Source organism: Pseudomonas sp. KH_021 (assembly GCF_057838865.1).
Genome location: NZ_CM174477.1, coordinates 4,147,825 through 4,170,956, shown reverse-complemented (window position 1 = coordinate 4,170,956; position 23,132 = coordinate 4,147,825). Strand labels below are relative to the sequence as shown.

Annotated in this window: 23 protein-coding genes and 1 riboswitch; of the genes, 10 read left to right on the top strand and 13 right to left on the bottom strand. The window is 53.5% G+C overall.

Annotated elements, in window-relative coordinates; all coding sequences use genetic code 11:
- Positions 1–2 precede the first annotated feature (2 nt).
- The 3 genes from AC3IX4_RS19185 to AC3IX4_RS19175 form a co-directional block, all read right to left on the bottom strand.
- Positions 3–671, bottom strand: coding sequence for a phytanoyl-CoA dioxygenase family protein (locus tag AC3IX4_RS19185; RefSeq protein WP_489256980.1), 669 nt, complete (start codon positions 669–671; stop codon positions 3–5).
- Positions 671–2,032 (bottom strand): hypothetical protein, encoded by a 1,362-nt coding sequence (locus tag AC3IX4_RS19180; protein WP_489256979.1) that lies wholly within the window; start codon positions 2,030–2,032, stop codon positions 671–673. Before AC3IX4_RS19180 ends, AC3IX4_RS19185 begins: the two co-directional genes overlap by 1 nt.
- 496 nt (positions 2,033–2,528) lie before the next feature.
- Entirely contained in the window at positions 2,529–3,596 is a 1,068-nt protein-coding gene (locus AC3IX4_RS19175) for an IS630 family transposase (RefSeq protein WP_489256978.1), read from the bottom strand.
- Positions 3,597–3,825: 229 nt separating this feature from the next.
- On the opposite strand from AC3IX4_RS19175, the gene AC3IX4_RS19170 reads away from it, so the two are divergent.
- On the top strand, positions 3,826–5,130 hold the full coding sequence (locus AC3IX4_RS19170; RefSeq protein WP_489261189.1) for an IS4 family transposase: 1,305 nt from the start codon (positions 3,826–3,828) through the stop codon (positions 5,128–5,130).
- Here AC3IX4_RS19170 and AC3IX4_RS19165 read toward each other — a convergent pair.
- Genes AC3IX4_RS19165 through AC3IX4_RS19155 form a run of 3 tightly spaced genes read right to left on the bottom strand, consistent with a single transcriptional unit; the run spans position 5,079 to position 6,933 of the window.
- Complete coding sequence (locus AC3IX4_RS19165) at positions 5,079–5,915, bottom strand: PLP-dependent aminotransferase family protein (RefSeq protein ID WP_489256977.1); 837 nt, start codon at positions 5,913–5,915, stop codon at positions 5,079–5,081. The two genes, AC3IX4_RS19170 and AC3IX4_RS19165, sit on opposite strands and share 52 nt — an antisense overlap.
- 23 nt (positions 5,916–5,938) lie before the next feature.
- Positions 5,939–6,676: a hypothetical protein gene (locus AC3IX4_RS19160; RefSeq protein ID WP_489256976.1), complete on the bottom strand. Its 738-nt coding sequence runs from the start codon at positions 6,674–6,676 to the stop codon at positions 5,939–5,941.
- A 2-nt stretch (positions 6,677–6,678) separates the two neighbouring features.
- On the bottom strand, positions 6,679–6,933 hold the full coding sequence (locus tag AC3IX4_RS19155) for a hypothetical protein (protein ID WP_489256975.1): 255 nt from the start codon (positions 6,931–6,933) through the stop codon (positions 6,679–6,681).
- On the opposite strand from AC3IX4_RS19155, the gene AC3IX4_RS19150 reads away from it, so the two are divergent.
- A complete protein-coding gene (locus AC3IX4_RS19150; protein WP_489256974.1) occupies positions 6,932–7,909 on the top strand; it encodes an IS5 family transposase in 978 nt (325 codons plus the stop codon). The two genes, AC3IX4_RS19155 and AC3IX4_RS19150, sit on opposite strands and share 2 nt — an antisense overlap.
- A 27-nt stretch (positions 7,910–7,936) precedes the next feature.
- Here AC3IX4_RS19150 and AC3IX4_RS19145 read toward each other — a convergent pair whose 3' ends face one another.
- Positions 7,937–8,809, bottom strand: a complete 873-nt coding sequence (locus tag AC3IX4_RS19145; RefSeq protein WP_489256973.1) for a pyridoxal-phosphate dependent enzyme — start codon at positions 8,807–8,809, stop codon at positions 7,937–7,939.
- Between the two features lie 148 nt (positions 8,810–8,957).
- Here AC3IX4_RS19145 and AC3IX4_RS19140 point away from each other — a divergent pair, with 148 nt between their 5' ends.
- Entirely contained in the window at positions 8,958–10,031 is a 1,074-nt protein-coding gene (locus AC3IX4_RS19140; RefSeq protein WP_489256972.1) for an IS630 family transposase, read from the top strand.
- A 64-nt stretch (positions 10,032–10,095) separates the two neighbouring features.
- On the opposite strand, the gene AC3IX4_RS19135 is transcribed toward AC3IX4_RS19140, so the two are convergent.
- From AC3IX4_RS19135 to AC3IX4_RS19125, 3 genes are read right to left on the bottom strand one after another with little or no spacing between them, the layout of a single operon-like run.
- Positions 10,096–10,902 (bottom strand): class I SAM-dependent methyltransferase, encoded by an 807-nt coding sequence (locus AC3IX4_RS19135; RefSeq protein WP_489256971.1) that lies wholly within the window; start codon positions 10,900–10,902, stop codon positions 10,096–10,098.
- The gene (locus AC3IX4_RS19130) at positions 10,899–11,711 is read right to left on the bottom strand and encodes a carbamoyltransferase C-terminal domain-containing protein (RefSeq protein ID WP_489256970.1); all 813 of its coding nucleotides are present in this window, start codon (positions 11,709–11,711) and stop codon (positions 10,899–10,901) included. The genes AC3IX4_RS19135 and AC3IX4_RS19130 overlap by 4 nt, the downstream gene beginning before the upstream one ends.
- Complete coding sequence (locus tag AC3IX4_RS19125) at positions 11,647–12,618, bottom strand: carbamoyltransferase N-terminal domain-containing protein (RefSeq protein ID WP_489256969.1); 972 nt, start codon at positions 12,616–12,618, stop codon at positions 11,647–11,649. Before AC3IX4_RS19125 ends, AC3IX4_RS19130 begins: the two co-directional genes overlap by 65 nt.
- Before the next feature lie 475 nt (positions 12,619–13,093).
- On the opposite strand from AC3IX4_RS19125, the gene pyk reads away from it, so the two are divergent.
- The 3 genes from pyk (at position 13,094) to AC3IX4_RS19110 (ending at position 16,144) form a co-directional block, all read left to right on the top strand.
- On the top strand, positions 13,094–14,545 hold the full coding sequence (gene pyk / locus AC3IX4_RS19120) for a pyruvate kinase (protein ID WP_489256968.1): 1,452 nt from the start codon (positions 13,094–13,096) through the stop codon (positions 14,543–14,545).
- A 444-nt stretch (positions 14,546–14,989) separates the two neighbouring features.
- Positions 14,990–15,547: an RBBP9/YdeN family alpha/beta hydrolase gene (locus AC3IX4_RS19115; RefSeq protein ID WP_489256967.1), complete on the top strand. Its 558-nt coding sequence runs from the start codon at positions 14,990–14,992 to the stop codon at positions 15,545–15,547.
- A 414-nt stretch (positions 15,548–15,961) separates the two neighbouring features.
- Complete coding sequence (locus tag AC3IX4_RS19110) at positions 15,962–16,144, top strand: hypothetical protein (protein ID WP_489256966.1); 183 nt, start codon at positions 15,962–15,964, stop codon at positions 16,142–16,144.
- Between the two features lie 6 nt (positions 16,145–16,150).
- On the opposite strand, the gene AC3IX4_RS19105 is transcribed toward AC3IX4_RS19110, so the two are convergent.
- Positions 16,151–17,074, bottom strand: a complete 924-nt coding sequence (locus AC3IX4_RS19105) for a LysR family transcriptional regulator (protein ID WP_489256965.1) — start codon at positions 17,072–17,074, stop codon at positions 16,151–16,153.
- Positions 17,075–17,201: 127 nt separating this feature from the next.
- Between AC3IX4_RS19105 and AC3IX4_RS19100 the strand changes: the two genes are divergently transcribed.
- From AC3IX4_RS19100 to tenA, 4 genes are all read left to right on the top strand, one after another.
- Entirely contained in the window at positions 17,202–18,257 is a 1,056-nt protein-coding gene (locus AC3IX4_RS19100; protein WP_489256964.1) for a tartrate dehydrogenase, read from the top strand.
- Positions 18,258–18,349: 92 nt separating this feature from the next.
- On the top strand, positions 18,350–19,672 hold the full coding sequence (locus AC3IX4_RS19095) for a dicarboxylate/amino acid:cation symporter (RefSeq protein WP_489256963.1): 1,323 nt from the start codon (positions 18,350–18,352) through the stop codon (positions 19,670–19,672).
- A 45-nt stretch (positions 19,673–19,717) separates the two neighbouring features.
- Positions 19,718–19,828: riboswitch (TPP riboswitch) on the top strand.
- Between the two features lie 79 nt (positions 19,829–19,907).
- Positions 19,908–20,555 (top strand): TenA family protein, encoded by a 648-nt coding sequence (locus AC3IX4_RS19090; RefSeq protein ID WP_489256962.1) that lies wholly within the window; start codon positions 19,908–19,910, stop codon positions 20,553–20,555.
- A 3-nt stretch (positions 20,556–20,558) separates the two neighbouring features.
- Positions 20,559–21,218: a thiaminase II gene (tenA, locus tag AC3IX4_RS19085; protein WP_489256961.1), complete on the top strand. Its 660-nt coding sequence runs from the start codon at positions 20,559–20,561 to the stop codon at positions 21,216–21,218.
- 165 nt (positions 21,219–21,383) lie between these two features.
- Here the strand turns inward: tenA and AC3IX4_RS19080 are convergent, their stop codons facing one another.
- Together AC3IX4_RS19080 and AC3IX4_RS19075 are read right to left on the bottom strand one after the other, a co-directional pair.
- On the bottom strand, positions 21,384–22,145 hold the full coding sequence (locus tag AC3IX4_RS19080; protein WP_489256960.1) for an ABC transporter permease: 762 nt from the start codon (positions 22,143–22,145) through the stop codon (positions 21,384–21,386).
- Complete coding sequence (locus AC3IX4_RS19075; protein ID WP_489256959.1) at positions 22,142–23,068, bottom strand: ABC transporter ATP-binding protein; 927 nt, start codon at positions 23,066–23,068, stop codon at positions 22,142–22,144. The genes AC3IX4_RS19080 and AC3IX4_RS19075 overlap by 4 nt, the downstream gene beginning before the upstream one ends.
- Positions 23,069–23,132: the final 64 nt, after the last annotated feature.

The following is a 23,132-nucleotide window of genomic DNA, read 5'->3' as shown; positions in this document are numbered from 1 at the left end:
TATTAAATGCTTTTTGACCACTCTGGTACGTAGGTAATAGCAATGACTCGTCGCATTTCGTTTGAAAGGTTTGGACCTGTACCATGTATGAGGCGCGGATTAATAATGATCAAGTCACCCGCCTTTACGGTGGGAGTGTAAACATACTTTTCGATTAGATCGGTCAAAATGTCTGGCTGATAATCTTGGTGGAGAAAATTATGTGAGTGGGGAACAATATGTATCGGGCACTTGGTGGGTGAGAGGTCATCCAGATAGTAAAGTGCTCTCAGCGCTGATGGGTGATTAGGACGGTACCGCTCAGTTTTATAAGGAGAGTAATCAGTGTGAAACGGGAGGCTCGGATGTCCCGGCTTACAGTTTGCATAGGTTGAGGTCCAACAAATTGGCTGACCACCGACGGCTGCAGAAATGATGTTGATTCCAGTCCCTGTCTCAATAAGTTGGTTAAGCGCGCAACAGTTTCGATCGTATAGCGAATGAATCATTGTTCGTGTGGCTGACAAAATGATTGTGTCTTCAGCAGGATTAAACTTTTCCGATACCTGCGTCTCGAGCTCATTTAGTTCGTGCGTTAGAATCTCAATTAGCTCTTTTTCCAGACAACCGCGCACGTGTAAAAAGCCTTGTTGCTCTAGGTTTGATATTTTTGTTTGTAAGTTGTCTAGCATCAGAGCTTCTCGACGTTGTCTGGACGGTTTGAAGTACGGTCGATGAGGTAGGACATGCATTGCATTTTTCCAATAGATTGTTTGAGCGTTTTGCCAGTCAGCATTTTGATATAAGATTCAATATCGCCATCGAGCAAGTAACGCCCCGAAATATAATCTTTTTGCATAGTCAACTCCACTAAAGCGGCACCACCTATTTGAGTCTTGTTGGGGCGTGTGTATAACGAGATTTCTTGGCTACTCATAAAGTTTTTGAGGCGATTAGCGTTCATTAGAATGGTTAGGTAATGATCTATTGAGTCTTGTTGGCTTGAGCCCCCTAAAGCTTTTATTCCACTCGCTAAACAGCGAAGGGTGTAGCCTAAAAAGCGATCGCAAAAAAGGTCGCCGCTTTTCAATATTCGAATTAAATGTTGTCGGTGGGTGGTTGTTATTATTTTGTGGTCGGCGCGCTTTCTAAGAGTGATGACATCAGAGCCTCCACTCAGGATAACTCTGTGCAACCGATGGCCATCATTAAAGTAAAAAAAATCCGTTAGGTCATGGCCTAGTGTCAAATTACTTGTAGAGTTAACAAATTTTTGCTTTTCACTTAAAATAATATCTCGAACGTCAGGTTCAAATACCATGCGAGATATCAGGCTGTCTCTCATACTTAAATGTCGACACATCAATTCATTTGTGAAATATTCATCCAGGAACAGAATGTTCACTCCGAGTGATTTACGCAGGGTTTTCAATAATTTTGTGTTGATGGCGAAGTATGCAGCTTCAATACTTGGATATGTTAAATTGCATATATCTTCAAGGGTTTTGCCCCACGCCGAACTGCGTGCGAGATCGGAGTTAAACTGAAAGGGTTTTGGCAGCGTACAAAACGAGGCTGCTTGCAACTTGGTTTTTGTCAAGTTGGTTAAAGGTATTGACCGTTGACCATCAAATAAAAAAACAGGTCCGCGTAAAGGGGCGCGGCTTGTGATGCAACTGACGGTGGAGCATTGGAGAGAAATTCCGTGGTTTATATTGTTATTGAGAAGAGCTTTGGAGAACAAAAGATTATTTAAAAAACTCTCTCTCTCGAGTACTAAGCTTGAGTGATCAGCCTGTTGGAGTATTGGGCATTTGTTTAGTGCGTTTATAAAACCTTCGCTTGGAATCTGTCGGGAGAGTAAATATTGCTCAAGCGTATCGTTGAAATCGTCAATGGCTGATTTTTCGTTCTCGGAAGGTACGCACGTTATCGAATGGGTTAAAAAAGTGTCCAGCGAGTGTGACAGGTGTGGTGATATCTGGGCATGAATTTTTGAATTAATCAAGTATAGCCTTTGCAACAGTGCAGGCTGTTCATCCACTATCAGCATAAACCACTACCTCAAAAATTGAAGGAAGCGCTCGACTCCGAAATCGATCGTCTCATAACAGTATTGTGGTTTTTTCAACCTACTTCTCTGTTGCTCTGTCTCGTTTAGATAATAGTTAAAATCCTTTTTTCCTACAGCAATGTTTTTAATGAGCTTGACAAGTGCCTCGACGTGTTCTGCTTCACCGCCTAATTTTGTAATCTCTGCCAGTGATGATCTTAATCCTGAGCCAAAATCTCCAGGGAAGCAGTCCACTCGGTTAACGAGTATCCCGGCTTGGCATAATTTATAAAAAAGATCATTTGTGTTGATTGCTTCATGCCTGAACCATACTTGGTGTACCAAATTACTATTTGACTCAGGAAGTGCAACTGTGAAGCCATGCTCTTTGAGCAAGGTAGAAAATAGATTGGCGTTGACTACAATCTGATGACTGTATTTTTTTCCGTCACAGTTAACGAATTCGCTAGTGTGCTGTCTTCGAAATAATTTATCCCTATGGTACGACCTCAAGTGCCTCGCGAGCTCGTTGGATTTTGCTCAAAATCTCCTCGCCTTTCGCGTTCCAAACGTACCGGGTCGGCTGAGCATTTCTTAGTGCCATGAACGTTGTTATCGAGGATTCCAACTCGCGCACCGAGGCAAAGCTACCGTCTCGTAGATACACCGTGATGTCTCGGAAAAATCGTTCGACCATGTTCATCCAAGAGCTGGACGTCGGTGTGAAGTGCATATGGAAACGCGGGTGCTTCGCCAGCCAGGTTTTCACGGCGGCGTGCTTGTGCGTCGCATAGTTATCGACGATCAGGTGAAGCTGGAGATTCTTGGGGGTCTGCTTGTTGATCTTCTTGAGGAAGGACAACCACTCTTGATGACGGTGTTGACGTTCGATGCTGCTGATCAATTTTCCCTGCAGATAATCCAGCGCAGCGAATAATGTAACCGTGCCGTGGCGGGTGTAATCATGTGATTTCGTCTGGATGTGGCCGATGCCCAGAGGCAACCCAGGCTGCGTGCGTTCCAAGGCCTGCACCTGGCTTTTTTCGTCGCAACACAGCACCAATGCCTTGTCCGGCGGGGCCAGGTAAAGGCCGATAACATCCCAGAATTTCTGTTCGAACTGCGGATCGTTTGAGAGCTTGAAGGTGCGAGTCAGATGAGGCTTCAAGTCATTGGCAGCCCATAACTTATGGACCGTACTCGAAGAAATCCCGACCGCTCTCGCCATACTCCTGCAGCTCCATCGCGACTCGCCAATGCGAGGTTTCGTGACCTGCTCCAAGACGCGGCGGACAGTATCGGCAGGCAGCGACGACTTGCGTCCACGACCTGGTTTATCAATCAATCCGTCGAGCCGGAGCAACTGAAAGCGTTGGCACCAGTTGGTGACTGTCGGGAGAGAAAACCCAGTCAGTCGTGCAATCTCTTCCCGCGTTTCGCCCTGTGCTGCAAGCAGCACAATGCGTGCTCTACGACCTTCACGCTGGGGAATGGTGGCGGAGCGAACGCGCCGGTTCAGTTCGGCCTTTTCTTCGGAGCTAAGCGTAATGTCCAGTGCGCTCACCTGAAGCTCTCCAAGGGGGAAATGACACCTGAAGTGTAGGTGAAAAATTAGAAAAGCTATTTCGCAGACAGCACACTAGCTGTAATCGCAAGTGATAGCATGCTTCCGGTGTTAGGGTCAGCCCTTTCAAGGTCTTCGTTTAAACTCTCTCCCATCTACGGTCCAGGATGACGAAACGATGTGGGAAGAAGTCTTAGCGCGGTTTGAAAAAAAAGCACCGGCCAGCGTCATGGCCAAGTTGGCGTTGGAGCAGGCCATCCCGGCCGAGTGGGTCGATCAGGTGTTCGAAAACCATCGCCAACGCCAGTACCCGCGTGAGCTTTTGTTTTCGACCATCGTTGAGCTGATGTCCCTTGTTTCATTGGGTTTACGACCTTCACTGCATGCCGCTGCACGTCAGATGGAGGACCTTCCGGTTACCTTGGCAGCGCTCTATGACAAGGTCAGCCGCACAGAACCCGCGTTGCTGCGGGCCCTGGTCACCGGCAGCGCAGAGCGGTTGACCCCGACCATAGAAGCGTTGGGCTGTTCAGCCATTTTGCCCGGCTGGCAACTGCGTATCGTCGACGGCAACCACCTGCCTTCTACCGAAAAACGTCTGGGGGCTTTGCGGCGTGAACGAGGCGCCGCGCGGCCTGGTTTTTCGGTCGTGGTCTATGACCCCGACCTGGATCAGGTCGTTGACCTTCAGCCCTGCGAAGATGCCTACGCCAGTGAACGCGTCAGCGTACTGCCGTTGCTGGCGAGTGCGAGGGCGGGACAGCTGTGGATGGCCGATCGGCTCTATTGCACGCTCCCCGTCATGGAAGCCTGCGAGGAGTCGGGCGCCTCGTTCATTATTCGTCAGCAGAGTCACCATCCACGCCTGATCCAGGAAAACGACTGGCAAGAACCCGTGTCTGTCGAGGCTGGAACGGTGCGTGAACAAACCATCGAATTGAAAGGCGGACGCTGCTGGCGGCGAATTGAACTGAGCTTGCGAACGCCCACTGAGTCGGGTGACTCCACGCTCTTATTCTGGAGCAATTTGCCCGACAGCATCAGTGCTCAGCAGATCGCTGATTTGTACCGTCGTCGCTGGAGTATCGAAGGGATGTTCCAACGCCTGGAATCGGTGCTGGACAGTGAAATCGCAAGCCTGGGCAACCCCCGAGCGGCCTTGCTCGGTTTTGCCTCGGCGATCTTGGCCTACAACGTTTTGTCGGTCCTTAAGCGCAGTGTTGAACAGGCCCATCGCCAGACGCAGCCCGAGGGCTGGGAAGCTTCGATCTTCCACCTGGCGGTGCAGGTGCGCAGCAGTTATGAGGGGATGCAGATCGCGTTGCCCTCGGATTACCTATCACTCCAAACGACCTCAGAAACTCTGGCGGAGCGTCTGTTGGCGCTGGCCAGGAATATCCAGCCCCGACAGGTCGCTAAAAGCAAACGCGGCCCCAAAGTAGATAAACCCAAGGAATGGCTCGAGGGCAAAGCTGCGCGTGCTCATGTATCGACGGACCGGGTGCTCAAGGCCAAAAAAGATGAAAGACCTTGAAAGGGCTGGGTGTTAGGGTGGCTTACAAAGTGATCCGTGCTTTTCTGGATTTTTTGATACAGTTCTTTTGCTCGAGTGCATATAAAGCCTTTATGTGGTCCCGGAAAGGTTTTATGAGTAGAACCGCATAGCAAATCGGCGCCTTGATCTAATGGATTTTTGATGTTTTTACCAAATACCAAACCACCGGTATGACTAATATCATACGCAATTTTTGTTTTGGGAGAATGATGTTGTATAAGCTTGATAATAGAAGTGGGATCTATAGGTGTCAGAAATGTAGATTGATCAACGTAAATCAATGCGGGTCGGTGATTAATAATGAGCTTCTCCAACGCGGGGATATCCAACATGTCTAGACCTGCAAATGGCATATACACAGTTGTTCTCGACATTGATGTCACCACACGCTCTGTGCTTGCATGACCACCATCGGCTGGAAAAATTGAGAAGACAACATCATTCGGGGCGGTTAATGCAGCAATGCTGATGGTCATTGCACTCAAGCCTGATAAAGGTCTGGCATCTATATAGTCGGCAGCTGTTAATTTTTTTAAGCAAGGATACAGCATGCCCTCAATAATTTTTTCAATTTCCATGCCTGAAGGGAAAACAAATTGGCCGAATTGCCTTAGGTCATCTAAATAGTATCGGGATTGGATGTCTAGTAAGTAAGGGATTCTCGCCAATGGGGAAAGACAGTTTTCACTGGGTATGAGGTTCAAATGGGTTTTTGGGAATATAGACAGTGTACCCATCATGTCGACCAATTGTTTAAGATTCATGCTAGCCTCCCCCTTAGATACCTTCAAATAGAATGGTCTATATAGTTATTTATGATCTCGATCAGTTTGCTTTCTTCGATATATGTCGGTGTGATAGTTGGAATGTGGTCATTGACGACAATATTTCGTGACCAAGATCTCCCACTGTTAGCTTTGCAAATGAGCGTTGCGGTCATAGACGTACAATTGTTTACCAACACACGATGTAAAGTCTCCGTAGGGCAGATATACGTGTCGCCGCTGTTGTAGATGATGTGTTTTACCCGTTCAACGCTTGTTTCTCCCGCCGCGATGAACTCGCTATTTTTTCCCATATAGAAAATTTCACGATATTGAGTGGCTTCCGGGAGTGCTGAGTCTTCCCATATTTCTGTCGACAAATATCCGTCCGTGATTAAGGAAGCGAACCACCAACGATGGCTGTGCAGGTTTTCCTCTGCGCTATGGTCTTTAGTGTATAAATGGAACCTAATGCTAAACTTTTTTCCTTGATAGAGGGGGATTTTATAAAACCCATTACCCTGAAAATAGCTATTGTTGGCTATTTTTTTTAATTCTATAGGGTCGTTGATCAAGGTTTTTAGTTTGGCAATTAAACCATGCTTACCAAACGACTTCAGAATTAACGACACCTGCTGCATCAGCGTATCACTGCTTGCTGCGTTGCTGAAAGCAAATTCCAGATCTTTAATTAACTTATAGAAAACACCAGTGCTAGCAGGCAGCTTTGATTTGCAAGGCTCTATAGCGTCTGGATGCATTTTTATTCCCCTGTTTGTTGGCAAAGCGCACCAATGTGTCCTCCGGAATGCAGTAGTACGATCGACCAGGATTTTTGTATGAGATTTTTTTTAAGTATTTTTTTCATTCCAATTATAGTTTTAGTCATGTAATTAATATCGGCAATAAATCCATAGTGTTTAAGGAGACGCTGCATAAATAGCCAACCGCCCCCGACCCTTGGCACACTACACACCTTCAGCCAGCCATCCTCTTCGTGAGCCTCGTTACCCGACATGCAGAAGACCTTCTCCGAACTCGAATACGCCGGCAAGAAAAAGCGAACGCGCCGCGATCGTTTCCTGACTGATATCGAGCAGTTGGTGCCCTGGGCGCAGTTGGAGGCGCAGGTGGCGCCGTTTTACGGCGACACCACAGGCAAGCGCGGGCGCCCCGCGATTGGGTTGTCGCGCATGCTGCGCATGTATGTCGTGCAGCAGTGTTTCGGTTTCTCCGATGAAGGTACCGAAGATGCTGTTTACGACAGCCAGGCCATTCGTGGATTTATGGGCATTGACCTGGGCCGCGAGTCGGCACCGGACGCCACTACCTTGCTGCGTTTTCGCCGCTTGCTGGAAACCCATCAGCTGACACGGGTGCTGTTTGAAACGATCAACCAGCATCTGGCCAATCGTGGTCTGTTGCTCAAGGAAGGCACCATTGTCGATGCCACCCTGATCGCCGCACCGCCCTCGGTCAAGAACCGAGAAGGCAAGCGCGACCCTGAGATGCATCAGGCCAAAAAAGGCAATCAGTGGCACTTTGGGATGAAGGCCCACGTTGGCGTCGACGCCACGTCGGGGCTGGTGCACAGCCTGGTGGGGACGGCGGCCAACGTGGCCGATGTCACCCAGGTCGACAAGCTGCTACACGGTGCCGAAACCTATGTCTCGGGAGATGCTGGATACACCGGTGCGGACAAGCGAGCGGAGCATGCTGAACGGGACGTTATCTGGTCGATTGCAGCACGGCCAAGCAGCTACCAGCATCACGGCAAAGACAGCGTGCTGTACAGGGCCAAGCGCAAGATCGAATACGCCAAGGCGCAACTGCGTGCCAAGGTAGAGCATCCGTTCCAAGTGATCAAAGTGCGCTTCAATCATCGCAAGGTGCGTTACCGCGGGCTGGAAAAGAACACCGCGCAGTTGTTTAGTCTGTTCGGGTTGGCCAATCTGATGCTGGCCAAGCGGTATTTCCAGCGCATGGCGGGATAAATCCGTCTGAAAGGCGGGGTTGGCCCGCTAATTAGCAAAATGGGGCCTGAAATCGGCCCCAGAAACGTGGAATAAGACCGGTAGGGCGAAAAAACCGGTTTGAAAATGGGGCTCGGTATGAATCGGTGATTTGTTCAGCGTCTCCTTAAGTATTATGTTTGTCATATCTAGTTCTTCTTGAGAAGGAATGTCGTAGGCTATACCTAATCCATCATCATGAAAAAACAGATTTCTGCACGACCGTTTGATTCTGTGGTGATCGTGCCAGTCGTCGATAAAGAATTGCGCTTTTCTATCGACAGATCTGGCATCCTCACCGATGCATATTCCGTGTACTTGCCATGGTAAATTTAATAGCTGCCATGCAATTGATAGTCCTGCCGCTGTTGCGCCTGAGCCAGCACATACAAATATTGCAACATCCGTTTTCATTTCTGGCATTTGTAGAAAAAGCTCTATGCCCAACTCTATGCTTCCCAATAAAGCATGGGTACTTGTTACCCCAGAGGGAATGTATATTGCGTTCCTACCTTCATTGCAAAGCCACTGGGTATGTGAGAGGGCAATATTTTCGAGATCAATCCAAGGAGCATTGTCATGCCAAATGATGTTGTCGGTTAGCCGCGTGGCGAGATGGTAATTGGCATTGAATAGAGAATGATTAGTTGGCTTGTCCCCGCCATAGATCAGGTGTGAATCAATATTTAACATATTGGCGAAGAATGCTACTGATTTCGTCTGATTCGACGGCAAGCTGCCGATGGTCACAACGTCAGAGATTTTAGCTGATTTAACCTCATGTTCTAGATAACTTAGCCTTCTTAATTTATGACCACACCCCAGGGAGTCGATTAAATCCTCACGTTTCAGGTAGACATTATAACCCGTTGTGGTGGACATTTTTTCATGTCGTCCGAAGGGGGGTAGGTCGTTGCCCAAACTTCCCTGAAGGGGGTTCAAGGTCGCCCACTAGTGTGCTGTTTTATAAATAACTTTTCTTGAGTCTTGGCTACACTTCCTCTGTCATTCAGCGCTCGGGGGAACGCAAGTGAACGCCCAAGAAATTATCCTCAGCCCAGAAGAACAGGCCGAACTGAGCCGCCGAGTTCGCTCGGCCACCATCAGTCAGCGCGACGGCCGTCGCGCCCGAGTAATCCTGCTGGCAGCCCAAGGTTGTTCGCGGATAGAGATCGCTCGCTTGACTGGTTTTTCACTTCCCACAATCACCTGTTGGTGCCAGCGTTTTCAAACGCTTCGATTGGACGGTTTGCTCGACAAGCCGGGGCGTGGGCGCAAAATGTCCTTGCCGGCTGACGCCGTGCGTCGTGTCCTTGAACAGGTGACTCAGCCGCGAATCGGTGAGCCTCGATGGAGCTGTCGGAGCATGGCGCGAGTCGCTGGGATCTCGGCCACCAGCGTGCACAGACTTTGGGCCGCCAATGACCTGAAACCGCACCTGACCCGGACCTTCAAACTGTCCAATGATCCGCATTTCGAAGAGAAGTTTTGGGATGTGATCGGGCTGTATCTCGACCCGCCAGACAAGGCGTTGGTGCTCTGCTGCGATGAGAAAAGCCAAGTTCAAGCCCTGGAGCGAACGCAGCCTGGTCTGCCTCTGGGGATCGGTCATATCCGTACGCAGTCGCACGATTATATCCGCCATGGCACCGTCACCTTGTTCACGGCGCTGGATTATCTTCAGGGGCGTTTGATCAGTTGCATCGAGCGCCAACACCGGCATCAGGAGTGGCTGGAATTTCTCAAAAAGATCAATCGCGAAACGCCCAAGCATCTTCAGTTGCATCTGATCGTGGACAATTACGCCACGCACAAACACCCGAAAGTGAAGGCGTGGCTTGAGAAGCACAAACGCTTCCACATGCATTTCACCCCGACCTCCAGCTCGTGGATGAACATGGTTGAGCGCTTCTTTCGCGACATCACGGTGTATTTGCGCGAGGGCAGTTTCAGCTCGGTTCGCGAATTGGAGAGCTCGATTACCACGTTCCTGGCCCTGCGAAATGCGCAGCCCACCCGCTACGTTTGGAATGCCAAGGGAGAAGATATCTTGAACAAGATACAGCGAGCCCGTGAGGCGATGGCCTCACAGGCTCGCAGGTAAATTATTTCTAAAACAGCACACTAGACTGCTAAGTATTTTTCGAGTTTTCTGAAGTAAATTCTGCTCACGCATTGGGTTTTTCAACGATTAAAGAGAAAATGTAAGGCAGCGTCTGCGAGTTGTTCTGCTCGGTCCATACGCCGTCGTTAACTTCTGTTAGTGAAGAAACGATAGGGTATGGTGCGAAACTATGCTCATCGAAGTGGGTGATTTTCAGTTCGCAGGCGATAAGTGATTTGATGATAATGGCAATGGAGTACGTCCATCTGATTTCTTCATACGTCAATGAATTACTTTTGTCCGCATAGGTCCCTGTTGAACTGGAGTAAATGCCTTCCGTGTTCGGCAGATATCGTTTTTCACCTGATAAACTGCCCGGAAATAAAACATTCAACAGCGGATGATAGTCGATCAGGACCAGTTTTCCGCCCGGCTTTAGAGAGTTGGCTATTCCTTTTGCCCATCTGGACAAGTCCTGTACCCAACATAACACACCGTAAGAGGTATAAATTATATCGTAGTGGCCGGGCGCCACTACTTTTTCTAGGTCGTGTACATCGGCAGTAATAAACGCTGCCTCCAATTTTGTTTGTTCGGACAGTAAATTGGCTTTTTTTATTGAGGCACTTGAGATATCCAGGCCCAGGCAATTTGCGCCTAATCTGCATAGGTTGAGTGTGTCGAGTCCGAAATGACATTGCAGATGTAAAAGATTTTTATTTTTTATATTCCCTAGTAGCTCTAAGTCAAGCTTTTGTAATGTTTGAGCACCGTTCAGAAATTGTGCAACGTTATAAAACTCGGATTTAAAGTGGACGTCGGTGCGCTTGTTCCACGCATTGGCATTTATCATTACATCGTCGCGGTTCATTGGTTTTTACCGAGCGTTGATGTGTTCGGATTTCTGATGATGTAGTTTTCCATGACTAAATAGTCTATGCCGGACGAAAAGAATGAGTTGATTGCGTCTTGCGGGGTTAAGTCAATTGGCTTGCCACGTACGTTCAATGACGTATTGATGAGTACGGGAATATCGGTACGGTCTTTGAATTCGCACAACAATTGATGCAAGAACGCATCATCCTCTCGGCTAACGGTTTGCACTCTTGAGGTTCCATCATTATGGACTACGGCGGGAATCAAATGAGCTGTTTTGTTTCGTGCTGTTGCCGTCGTCATCATGTATCGATTAGGCTGTCCGTCAAAAAAATCATGGAAATATTCGCTCGTGATTAACGGCGCCAGAGGTCTAAACATCTCTCGATCTTTTAAGATGTTGAGTTTTTCTCGAGTTTTAGCCGACTTTGGTGAGGCTAGTAAGCTACGGTTACCGAGCGCCCTGGGGCCAAACTCCATCCGTCCCCTAAACATTGCGACGATGTGTTCATCAGCCAGCAGTTGGGCCACTTCAGCGGCGAGCTTGTGCGGTGAAACTCTTACTGTTTCCAGACCCGCTAGGTGGATAGCTTTCTTTATAGCGTCGTCGTCGTAAGAAGGCCCGAGAAACATAGATGAATATTTTATTTGTGGGGAACCGCCTGAGGCGACCCATGATAATGCGGCAGCGCCGAGGGCGGTGCCTGCATCATGCGCTGCGGGTTGAATAAACACATTGTCAGTATCTGGAATGTCGTGAAGTTTGCTGTTGGCTAATACATTCAGGAATGTTCCGCCTGCCACGCATAAATTTTTTTGCCCTGTCTTTTTTTAGGTAATAGCTGATTATCGAAACCAAGCACTCCTCTAACCGGCGTTGAACACTGCATGCCAAATCGAAGTGTTGTTGAGTGAGTTCTGCACCGTGGGTGCGACTCGGTATTTTTTTTCCTAGGGAATCAAGGTGCGCTTGATGGTATTGGAAATAGCCTTCTGAAGATATGTTTAAGATGGCACGCATTTCGCTCTTGTAGTTGTCCTCACCATAAGCGGCTAAGCCCATTACTTTATATTCATCGGCGAACGGTTCGAACCCTAAGTGTTTTGTCAGGTCAGCGTAAAAAAGACCTAACGAATGTGGCAGATCGATACTGGCGAGGGGGATGAGTTCATTTTTAGTCCCTACGTAAATAGAGGTCGCACTTTTTTCTCCACTGCCGTCTGATACCACGATGAGCGCAGAGTCCATTCCAGAAAAAAAGAATGCGGATGCGGCATGGCTTAAATGATGATCCCACTCTGTGTACTGTGCATTGGAAAGGCTGCCTGCAGGCAGGTAATCGCTATATCGCAAAGGAAGCTCATATTTTCCACTGAGCAAGTATTTGATATGTTGGGCGCTATGGTAGGCGGCTAATTCTTCACCAAACGTGCTTCTTCTTTTGCCATTGAAACAGTTTTTCAATTCTGCTCGATGATGAACCGTTGAATACGAATATGATATTTCGTCTATTTCACTTGCGTGGATATCGCAATATTTCAGTGCGCAGTAAATAGAATCAAATGGTATATATGTTTTGTAGGGTGAGTAGCTTTTACCATGCTTGATTCTTGTCAGGCGTTCATCCTCTACAGCGAATATTAATTCCCCGTTTTTTATCAGGGCAACGGCAGGGTGTTCAAAAAAGCTATTGACTCCAAGTATGATCATCGTTCATTTACCTTTGTTTTTAATATCTATTCGATTTCCTCATTTTTGAACGTGCTTCTGGGGGGCGTCAAACACAATTATGTGTCGCCGAGGGAACGATGGCGTTGCTTGAGGGTTTTTATCGTTAAATCAAGCTATTATGAATTGTTGATTATTATTAAAAACTCTTTTCAACGAACAACAGAGTTGGCCGCATCTGCAAACAGCACTGTGCGCCTCGCACCGTATTGCCCTTGAGGTTCTGCGCGGCCGTGCCGTCATTCTCGACGATTCTCATCCTGGGGCAGGATCGCCATCGCGCGATCGACGATGTTCTGGGCAAGTTGGTGGGTGAGCTCAAACATCCTGGCGACTCTGGCAATCAACGAATTGTTCAAAGATACAACAACTGCCTGCCCTGGTTGTGATCTCGCCTAAATGAACGGAGGGGGCTGCGCCCTACACTTGGCCGGCACTCAACCTCAGGATGCTTTCAATGCGTAAACGCCGAACCAAAATCGTTGCCACACTCGGACCTGCCAGCAACAGCCCTGAGGTGATCGAGCAGATGATCCTTGCCGGGATGGACGTCGCTCGCCTGAACTTCTCCCACGGCACGTCGGCCGAGCACATTGCCCGGGCCCGGTTGATTCGGGAAATCGCCGCGCGCCATGGCCGCCATGTGGCGCTACTGGGCGACCTGCAAGGGCCGAAGATCCGCATCGCCAAATTTGCCGGCAAGCGCATCGAGCTCAAGGTGGGTGACAGCTTCACGTTGTCGATCAGCCATCCGTTGACCGAAGGCAACTCGCAAATCGTCGGTATCGACTACCCGGACCTGGTCAAGGATTGCCAACCGGGTGATGAACTGCTGCTGGACGACGGCCGGGTGGTGATGCGGGTCGAGACGGCCAACAGCGAAGCGTTGCATTGCGTGGTGCTGATCGGCGGCCCGCTGTCGGACAACAAGGGCATCAACCGTCGTGGCGGAGGCCTGACCGCACCCGCGCTGACCGACAAGGACAGGGCCGACATTCTGCTCGCCGCGCAGATGGACCTGGACTACCTGGCCGTGTCGTTCCCCCGTGACGCCGACGACATGCACTATGCCCGTCGCCTGGCTCGCGAAGCCGGCTGCCAGGCTTGGCTGGTGGCCAAGGTCGAGCGCGCCGAGGCGGTGGCCAGCGACGAAACCCTCGATGGTCTGATTGAAGCCAGCGATGGGGTCATGGTCGCCCGAGGTGATCTGGGCGTGGAAATCGGTGATGCCGAACTGGTCGGCATCCAGAAGAAAATCATTCTGCACGCACGCCGCCACAACAAGGCGGTGATCGTTGCCACGCAGATGATGGAGTCGATGATCGCCAGCCCCATGCCGACCCGCGCCGAAGTCTCGGACGTGGCCAATGCGGTGTTCGACTGCACCGACGCGGTCATGCTCTCGGCTGAAAGCGCCGCAGGGGAGTACCCGGTCGAGGCGGTGACCGCCATGGCGCGGATCTGCACCGGCGCAGAACTGCACCCCAGCAGCGAAACCTCGGGCCATCGCCTGGGCGGCGAGTTTGTTCGCTGTGACGAAAGCATCGCCTTGGCGTGCATGTACACCGCCAACCACTTCAAAGCCGTGAAGGCCATCATCGCCCTGACCGAAAGCGGTTACACGCCGCTGGTGATGTCGCGCATCCGCTCCAGCGTGCCGATCTTTGCCCTCTCGCCGCACACCGGGACACAGGGCAGGGCGTGCCTGCTGCGCGGGGTTTATCCGGTGCCGTTCGATCCAGCTGCATTGGCGCCGGAAGAGGTTGATCGGGCGGCGGTGGCGGCGTTGGTCGAGCGGGGTGTAGTCAGCAGCGGGGATTGGGTGATCCTGTCCAAGGGCGATAGCTACAACACCATGGGCGGCACCAATGGCATGCGGTTGTTGCAGGTTGGGCAGGTTATCTACTGACGCGTGTCATCTGATACACCGCGGTGAGAACCATCGCAGCCAAGTTTGGCTCCTACCGGACGGTGGCGCTCTGGTAGGAGCCGGCTTTAGCCGCGATGAACACGCCGCGGTTTTCCTGATACACCGCGATGCCACCTCAGGGACATGGGGCTGCTTTGCAGCCCATCGCGACTCAAGTCGTTTCTACGCCAAAGACGCGCTGAAGGCTGAAGAGAACGTAGGGCGTATTGGGTTACGGTGGGCTGCAAAGCAGCTCCGGGCAGGCGGTGAAACAGACTTCGCTGCTTTAGATTCTTGTAGGAATCTTCTTGATTTTCTTCTGGTGGTTGGTTCTTTGCTTGTAACTGAAGACACTCGCTCTCGTGATCACATCTGCGAACGGCTACACGCCTCGGCTCAGTGGCTCTTCAGGGGCATATGAATGCTTTCAAAGGGAATAAGAAGATGACTGTCAGAGTATTAATATTGCCGGGCCTGTTCAATTCGGGTGAGACTCACTGGCAGTCACAATGGCAGCGACAGTTCCCAAGCCTGCGCAGGGTTGAGCAGGAGGACTGGGAGACGCCCGTCGCTGAGGATTGGGTTGAGCGCCTGAATGAGGAAATAGCGGCAGCCGACGGAGAAGTGGTCCTGGTAGCCCACAGTTTGGCTTGTACCCTGGTAACCCGCTGGGCGCAGCGCTATCCCGCGGCGAGTAAGGTACGCGGCGCGTTGTTGGTAGCTCCGAGCGACACTGAAGCGCAAAGCTATCCTCCCGGCACTCATGGTTTTACACCGATGTCGACGGAGCGGCTGCCGTTTCCAACGATCATGGTGGCAAGTACTGACGACCCGTACGTTACCCATGAACGAGCCAAGGCCTTCGCACAAGCGTGGGGCAGTGACCTGGTGTGGGTGGAACGTGCCGGACATATCAATGGCCAAACCGGGTATGGGGCGTGGCCGGAAGGGGTTGCGTTAATGTTGAAACTGACGGGCGATCCGCAGTTTCGCTTGCCTTAATGCCAGCCAGTTAAGCCATTGAATGACACAATCCAAGGTAGGAGCCAGCCTTGCAGGCTGTGTGAAAACTCAAAATTTGGTTGATTTAGGGGGTACTTGACCCCCTCCCGACTAGTCGATCGTCGCGTGTACGCGATTACAGGAGGTCGTTTTTTGAGTGGGTCGACTTTTGTCGGAGTTTTCACACAGCCTGCTTGGCTGCGATGGCCACGCCGCCATCTCCCCAGTAGACCGCGTCGCCTGCATCGCGGGTAAACCCGGCTCCTACCCAAGCACGCGCACCGTCAGGGGTAAGAGCCGGGCTCGTTAAATGCGCCGCCCCACCACCTGTCGACTGCTGGGCACAGTCACGCCAACCAAGCCTCTAATCGTTATCGCCTGCACTGCACAGGCCCTGACGAGCCGAGGTACACCATGAGCAATCATTCCCTGCCAGTGGACGACCCACTCTCACCCCAATCGCCAGTCAACCCACACGACCCAGTGATAGACCCCAATCACCCCAACAGGCCAGAACCAGGCAAGGAAGACCCCACCCGCGTCAAGCAAGTGCCCGAGGCCGACGAGCCATCGCCGTTGTCTGACGATCTCAGGTAGCGTCTTTCACTCCACGCTCAACGCCGGTTCATCCAGGTGGTCGATGCGCTTGAAACGCTCCACCAGAAAGTCGATCAGGCTGCGCACTCGCGCCGATAGATGCAGCTGTTGTGGGTACACCGCATAGACGTCGGCGCGAGTCGGTGTCTGGTCTTCCAGCACCAGGCGCAAACGCCCGCTGCGCACGTAGCGGGCGATGTCCCATTCGGCCCGCAGCAGAATCCCGTAGCCTTCCAGTGCCCAGTTCAGGGCCACTTCGCCGTCGTTGCAACCGAGCGCGCCACGCACCTTGACGTTTTGCGTGCGTCCGCCGTTGGTAAAACTCCATACGCCATAGGGCGTGTCGTTCTGGCGCAGGAAGATGCAATTGTGCCGGGGCAGGTCGGTCAGGCGTTCAGGGGCACCATGTTGTTCCAGGTACAAAGGCGAGGCACATAGCAGCCGGCGGTTGGAGGCGATCTTGCGGGCATGAAAAGCGGCGTCCGGCAGGGTGCCGAAACGAATGCCCAGGTCGAAGCCGTGGGTGGCCAGGTCCAGCGGGTGGTCGGTGATCTCCAGCTGGATTTCCACTTCTGGGTAGCGTGCATAGAACGCTGCCAGCGCCGGGCCGATATAGCGCCGGCCGAAGCCCAGCGAAGCATTGACGCGAATCAGCCCCTTGGGCGTGGCGCGGCTGCTACTGACCATCTGCTCGACCTCGTCGATTTGAGTCAGGATGCGCGCAGCATGGCTGAAATACAGTTCCCCTTCGGTGGTGAGGCTCATCGAGCGGGTGGTTCGGTTGACCAGTCGAATACCCAGCCGGGCTTCCAGCGCACTCAGCCGCTTGCTGATCGCAGGGGGCGTTACGCCCAGTTCGCGGGCGGTGGCGGCCAGGCTGCCCTGGTTGGCCAGCAGGAAGAAAAACGACAGGTCGAGGGTCTTGTCCATTGGTAACTCAAAGTTAATTATGTAGTGATTTTGAGTAACTCACGCCTTTGCGTTCACTACATATACTCCGCTCACACCCTGATTGAACAGCCCGGTTCTACAGGAATAACAAGAGTGGAGTGAATTGATGAGCGCCTACAAAATTGCTGCGGTTCCAGGTGACGGCATTGGTGTTGAAGTGATTGCAGCCGGCGTTGAAGTGCTGCAGGCCCTGTCGAAAAAGTCTGGCTTTGAGCTGTCGTTCAAGCACTTTGACTGGAACTCGGACAACTACCTGAAAAATGGCTACTACATTCCCGAAGGCGGCCTGCAGGAACTGAAAACCTTCGATGCCATTTTCTTTGGCGCCGTCGGTGCCTTGAACGTGCCGGATCACATTTCGCTCTGGGGCCTGCGCCTGCCGATCTGCCAGGGTTTCGACCAATACGCCAACGTGCGCCCGGCGCGTGTATTGCCTGGGGTCAAGAGCCCGCTGCACAACGGTGATCAGATCGACTGGGTGGTGGTGCGCGAAAACTCTGAAGGTGAATACTCCGGCAATGGCGGCCGCGTCCATCGGGGCCTGCCCGAAGAGGTGGCGACCGAAGTGTCAGTGTTCACCCGTGCTGGTGTCGAGCGTATCCATCGCTTTGCTTTCGAGCTGGCCCGCAGCCGCCCGCGCAAGCACCTGACCATGGTCACCAAGTCCAATGCCCAGCGTCATGGCATGGTGCTGTGGGACGAGATCTTCTACGAAGTCGCCAAGGACTTCCCGGATGTAAAAATCGACAAGGAACTGGTCGATGCGGTCACCACGCGCATGGTGCTCAAACCCTCGACCCTGGACGTGATCGTTGCCACCAACCTGCATGCCGACATTCTCTCTGACCTTGCCGCGGCACTGTCCGGCAGCCTGGGCATCGCGCCGACCGCCAACCTCAACCCGTCGCGCAACTTCCCGTCGATGTTCGAGCCGATCCACGGCTCGGCGTTCGACATTACCGGCAAAGGCGTGGCCAACCCTGTCGCAACCTTCTGGACGGCGGCCATGATGCTGGAACACTTGGGTGAAGCCGCCGCCGCCAAGCAATTGATGTCGGCCATTGAAGCGGTGACTGAAAGCGGCCTGCACACCCCTGACCTGGGCGGCACCGCCACCACGCGGCAGATTACCGATGCGGTGATTGCCTTGATCAATCGCTGATCGGACCCGGCGTCACAGCAGCATCGCGGCACAGCGCCAGGGGGCAGGCTCCCTGGCATTTCCTGACAACAATAAAAAATCAGGGCCCCGTCATGAAACGCATTCTAGGAAAACTCTACGTCCAGGTACTGATCGCCGTTGTCCTCGGTGCCGTTATCGGTGTGTTGATGCCTGACACCGGCACAGCGCTCAAGCCCCTGGGCGATGCCTTTATCAAACTGATCAAAATGCTGCTGGCCCCGGTGATCTTCCTCACCGTGGTCACTGGCATTGCACGCATGGAAAACATGAAGGAGTTGGGGCGTGTCGGCTTTCGAGCGCTGTTGTACTTCGAGGTGGTCTCGACCCTGGCGCTGGTGGTCGGCCTGGTCGTGGTCGATGTGTTCAAACCGGGTGCGGGCATGAACATCGACGCTGCCTCGCTGGACACCTCAAGCATTGCCACTTACACCACCGCGGCCAAGCACACGACGTTCATGGATTTTGTGATGAACATCATCCCCGACACCATCGTCGACGCCTTTGCCAAGGGCAATGTGCTGCAGATACTGCTGTTCTCGATTTTGCTGGGTGTCGCCCTGGCGCATGCAGGTCCTCGGGCGAAACTGTTTGTCGATACCCTCGACAGCCTGATGCAGGGCATGTTTCGCATCGTCAACATGGTGATGCGCCTGGCACCCATCGGGGCGTTCGGGGCGATTGCCTTTACCATCGGCAAATACGGCTTTGGTTCGCTGTTCTCGCTGGGCAAGCTGATGGCCTGTGTGTACCTGACCTGCGCGCTGTTCGTGATCTTCGTGCTGGGGCCAATCTGTCGTTATAGCGGCTTCAGCCTGTGGAAGTTCCTGCGCTTTATAAAGGAGGAGTTGTTTACGGTGCTGGGCACCAGCTCGTCCGAGTCGGTGCTGCCACAGATGATCTCGAAGATGGAGAAAGCGGGCGTGTCCAAGCCGGTGGCCGGGATGATTATCCCATCAGGGCTGACCTTCAACCCGGACGGGCAGGCGATCTACTACACCATTGCGGCCATCTTTATCGCCCAGGCGACCAACACACCACTGACCCTGACCGATCAGTTGATTGTGCTGGCCGTGCTGATGTTCACCTCCAAGGGCTCGGCGGGGGTCACGGGTTCGGGCTTTATCATTCTGGCCGCAACCTTGGCGTCGCTTGGGACCATTCCGGTGGCGGGCATGGTGCTGCTGCTGGGGGTTGACCGATTTATGTCCGAGGCGCGGGCGATTACCAATACCATCGGCAATGGTGTGGGCACCATGGCCATTGCCAAGTGGGTGGGGGCGCTGGACACCGAGAAGATGAACAGGGCGCTCAACGGTGAAGCAGAACCGCCTAAACCGGACGTGCTGACGCCTGCCATTGCCAAGCCGCTGGCAGCCCAGCCACAACGGGCCTGAAGCGCTAGGCCCGCGTGACAATCGGGCCTGCATCCTGTATAGAATCATGCCACCAAGGGGAGCCCGGTATCGGGCTGAGAAACCGCTACTGCAGCGCGGTGACCCTTCGAACCTGATCCGGATCATGCCGGCGAAGGGATGGGGCTTTTCGATCCTGCCTTTTTGCCGGCCTCACTGCGAGGCCGCCCCTGCTTGATAGCCGCGGTCTCGCTGTTGCCAAAGAGAGCACAGCACCATGACCGAGCGCTTTACCGAAACCCTTCGCCGCAAGAGCGAGCCCTTCTGGTCCGAGGCGGTCGAGCACCGCTTTGTCAGCGAACTGTTTGCCGGCACCGTCGATAACCGGGTCATGGCCAACTACCTGATCCAGGACCACCGCTTCATCGACAGTTTCCTGACGCTGCTCGGCGCGGCCATCGCCAGTGCCGACACCTTCGAGGCACGTCTGCGCCTGGGCCGTTTTGCCGGCATGGTCTCGGGGGAAGAGAACACCTACTTTTTGCGCTCCTTCGAGGCGCTGGGGGTGACTGAGCAACAACGCCGTGATGCACCCGATGCGCCCTCGACTGCTGGCTTCAAGGCGATCATGCGTGAGGCGGCCGAAACCCGTTCCTACGTTGCAGCACTGTCGGTACTCAACGTGGCGGAATGGCTGTACCTGGACTGGGCCACGCGAGCGCCGAAAGTGCTGCCGCCCAACTTCGTGCATGCCGAATGGGTGACCCTGCATGACAATCCGTTCTTTTGCGAATTCATTGAATTCCTGCGTTCGGAGCTGGATCGGGTAGGGCCTTCGGAAGAAGCCTTGAGCACCGACTTTTTCCTGCGCGCGGTGAAGCTTGAGCGCGAATTCTTTGATGCTGCCTACGTGATCGAGGATTGATCGATGGATATTTTCCTGCGGCTAAAAAACGCAGCGGCTAGCGAGTGGACCAGTTACGTCGATCACGACTTCGTGCGCCAGATGGGTGCGGGAACCTTGCCTGAGGCAGCGTTTCGTCAGTATCTGGTGCAGGACTACCTGTTTCTAATCCAGTTTGCCCGGGCCTGGGCGCTGGCCGCCTACAAGAGCCGCACCCCGGCGGACATCCGCGCCGCCCAGGCCGGCCTGGCCGCGATCCTCGACGAGACCGAACTGCATGTGCGCTTGTGCGCACACTGGGGACTGTCGCGTGAGGATATTGAGTCGGCGCCGGAGCATCAGGCCACGGTGGCCTACACCCGTTATGTACTCGACTGCGGCGCGGCAGGTGACCTGCTGGAACTGCATGCTGCGCTGGCACCCTGTGTGATCGGGTACGCCGAGATTGGCCGTGCCTTGGCGCCTGATGGCGTCGAAGCCTTGGGTGATCATCCGTACCGCGAATGGATCGGTGAGTACGCCGGGGAGGGCTACCAGAAAGTGGCTGCCGATGCCCGCCGCCACCTCGACGAACTGGCCGCCCGGACCATGACCGAACAGCGCTTTACCGAGCTGACCGGCATATTCGCCACAGCTTCACGGCTGGAAGCCGACTTCTGGCAAATGGGCCTGGATCAAGCATAACCCCCGACACACCACGATGGGCCATACCTGACACCCCGCGTTGGCCCAATCGCCTGTAGGAGCCGAGCTTGCTCGCGATGGGCCATACCTGACACACCGCGTTGGCCCAATCGCCGGCAAGCCGTGCTCCTACCCGCGCGGCCAACCCAGACACACCGTGCAGATTCAGTGGCGCAACCGATACCCGGTCTTGAAGATCCAGCTCACCACCAGGATGCACGCCAGCAAAAAGCCCAGGGTCATGCCGATGCTGACCCAGACGTTGACGTCTGCCACGCCATAAAAGCTCCAGCGAAAACCACTGATCAGGTACACCACCGGGTTGAACAGGGTGATCTTCTGCCACAGTGGCGGCAGCATGCCGATGGAGTAGAAACTGCCGCCCAGGAAGGTCAGCGGGGTGACGATCAAGGCGGGCACCACTTGCAGTTTTTCCCAGCCATTGGCCCAGATGCCGATAATGAAGCCGAACAGGCTGAACGTGACGGCCGTCAGCACCAGGAACAGCGCCATCACCCAAGGGTGGGCGATCTGGAAGTCCACGAACAGCCGCGCCGTGACCAGGATCACCAGGCCCAGGATGATCGACTTGGTGGCGGCTGCACCGACATAACCGATCAGGATTTCCAGGAACGAGATCGGTGCCGATAACAACTCATAAATGGTCCCTGAATACTTGGGCATGTAGATGCCAAACGAGGCGTTGGAAATGCTCTCGGTCAGCAGTGCCAGCATGATCAGGCCCGGCACGATAAAGGCGCCGTAACTGATGCCCTGCACCTGGGCCATGCTTGAGCCGATGGCCGAGCCAAACACCACGAAGTACAGGGACGTGGAAATGACTGGGGTGGCGATACTTTGCAGCAGCGTGCGCCAGGTGCGCGCCAGTTCGAACAGGTAGATAGCGCGGATTGCGTAGAAGTTCATGCCGAAGTCCTCACCAGGCTGACAAAAATATCTTCCAGTGAGCTCTGGCTCGACTGCAGGTCCTTGAAGTCGATGCCGTGGCGGTCCAGGTCCTTGAGCAGCTCGGCGATGCCGGTGTGCTCGCGCTGAGCGTCGAAGGTGAACACCAGCGCATGGCCGTCATCGTCCAGCTCCAGCGGGTAACCGGCGAGGGTGGCGGGCAGGGCGGTCATGGGCTGCTTGAGTTGCACGGTAAGTTGTTTCTTGCCCAGCTTGTGCATCAGCGTGGCCTTGTCTTCGATCAGGATGATCTCGCCCTTGCGGATCACGCCGATACGGTCGGCCATTTCCTCGGCTTCTTCGATGTAGTGGGTGGTGAGGATAATCGTGACCCCACGCTCGCGCAGGCGCCGGACCATGTCCCACATGTCGCGGCGCAACTCCACATCGACGCCAGCGGTGGGCTCATCGAGAAAGAGAATGTCCGGCTCATGGGACAACGCCTTGGCGATCATCACCCGGCGCTTCATGCCGCCGGACAACTCGAACAACTTGGCGTCGCGCTTGTCCCACAGCGACAGGTCGCGCAGCAGTTGTTCCAGATAGGCGGGATTGGGCTTCTTGCCAAACAGCCCGCGGCTGAAGCACACGGTTGCCCAGACCGTCTCAAACACATCATTGACCAGTTCCTGGGGCACCAGGCCGATTTGCGAGCGAGCGGCGCGGTAGTCGGTGCGAATGTCCTTGCCGCCAACCAGCACCTGGCCTTCGCCGATATTGACGATGCCGCAGATGATGCTGATCAGGGTGGTCTTGCCGGCGCCGTTAGGGCCCAGTAGGGCGAAGATCTCACCTTTTTGGATTTGCAGGTTGATGTTTTTCAACGCCGGGTGGCCGGACGCATAGGTTTTGTTCAGGTTCTGAACCGAGATCACCGACTGCACAGGAGCTCCTTGTCGGGCGGGGAAACATTGTAGGAGCAGAGTTTACTCGCGATGAAATCGCTGC

Excerpts from the sequence above, each read along its gene's own strand:
- AC3IX4_RS19155 (WP_489256975.1), bottom strand. The coding sequence starts at position 6,933 with ATGTCGGGTAACGAGGCTCACGAAGAGGATGGCTGGCTGAAGGTGTGT.
- AC3IX4_RS19105 (WP_489256965.1), bottom strand. The coding sequence starts at position 17,074 with ATGGACAAGACCCTCGACCTGTCGTTTTTCTTCCTGCTGGCCAACCAG.
- pyk (WP_489256968.1), top strand. The coding sequence starts at position 13,094 with ATGCGTAAACGCCGAACCAAAATCGTTGCCACACTCGGACCTGCCAGC.
- AC3IX4_RS19145 (WP_489256973.1), bottom strand. The coding sequence starts at position 8,809 with ATGTCCACCACAACGGGTTATAATGTCTACCTGAAACGTGAGGATTTA.
- AC3IX4_RS19160 (WP_489256976.1), bottom strand. The coding sequence starts at position 6,676 with ATGCATCCAGACGCTATAGAGCCTTGCAAATCAAAGCTGCCTGCTAGC.
- AC3IX4_RS19115 (WP_489256967.1), top strand. The coding sequence starts at position 14,990 with ATGACTGTCAGAGTATTAATATTGCCGGGCCTGTTCAATTCGGGTGAG.
- AC3IX4_RS19095 (WP_489256963.1), top strand. The coding sequence starts at position 18,350 with ATGAAACGCATTCTAGGAAAACTCTACGTCCAGGTACTGATCGCCGTT.
- AC3IX4_RS19150 (WP_489256974.1), top strand. The coding sequence starts at position 6,932 with ATGCAGAAGACCTTCTCCGAACTCGAATACGCCGGCAAGAAAAAGCGA.
- tenA (WP_489256961.1), top strand. The coding sequence starts at position 20,559 with ATGGATATTTTCCTGCGGCTAAAAAACGCAGCGGCTAGCGAGTGGACC.
- AC3IX4_RS19080 (WP_489256960.1), bottom strand. The coding sequence starts at position 22,145 with ATGAACTTCTACGCAATCCGCGCTATCTACCTGTTCGAACTGGCGCGC.
- AC3IX4_RS19165 (WP_489256977.1), bottom strand. The coding sequence starts at position 5,915 with ATGAATCTTAAACAATTGGTCGACATGATGGGTACACTGTCTATATTC.
- AC3IX4_RS19180 (WP_489256979.1), bottom strand. The coding sequence starts at position 2,032 with ATGCTGATAGTGGATGAACAGCCTGCACTGTTGCAAAGGCTATACTTG.
- AC3IX4_RS19170 (WP_489261189.1), top strand. The coding sequence starts at position 3,826 with ATGGCCAAGTTGGCGTTGGAGCAGGCCATCCCGGCCGAGTGGGTCGAT.
- AC3IX4_RS19185 (WP_489256980.1), bottom strand. The coding sequence starts at position 671 with ATGCTAGACAACTTACAAACAAAAATATCAAACCTAGAGCAACAAGGC.
- AC3IX4_RS19110 (WP_489256966.1), top strand. The coding sequence starts at position 15,962 with ATGAGCAATCATTCCCTGCCAGTGGACGACCCACTCTCACCCCAATCG.
- AC3IX4_RS19090 (WP_489256962.1), top strand. The coding sequence starts at position 19,908 with ATGACCGAGCGCTTTACCGAAACCCTTCGCCGCAAGAGCGAGCCCTTC.
- AC3IX4_RS19135 (WP_489256971.1), bottom strand. The coding sequence starts at position 10,902 with ATGAACCGCGACGATGTAATGATAAATGCCAATGCGTGGAACAAGCGC.
- AC3IX4_RS19125 (WP_489256969.1), bottom strand. The coding sequence starts at position 12,618 with ATGATCATACTTGGAGTCAATAGCTTTTTTGAACACCCTGCCGTTGCC.
- AC3IX4_RS19100 (WP_489256964.1), top strand. The coding sequence starts at position 17,202 with ATGAGCGCCTACAAAATTGCTGCGGTTCCAGGTGACGGCATTGGTGTT.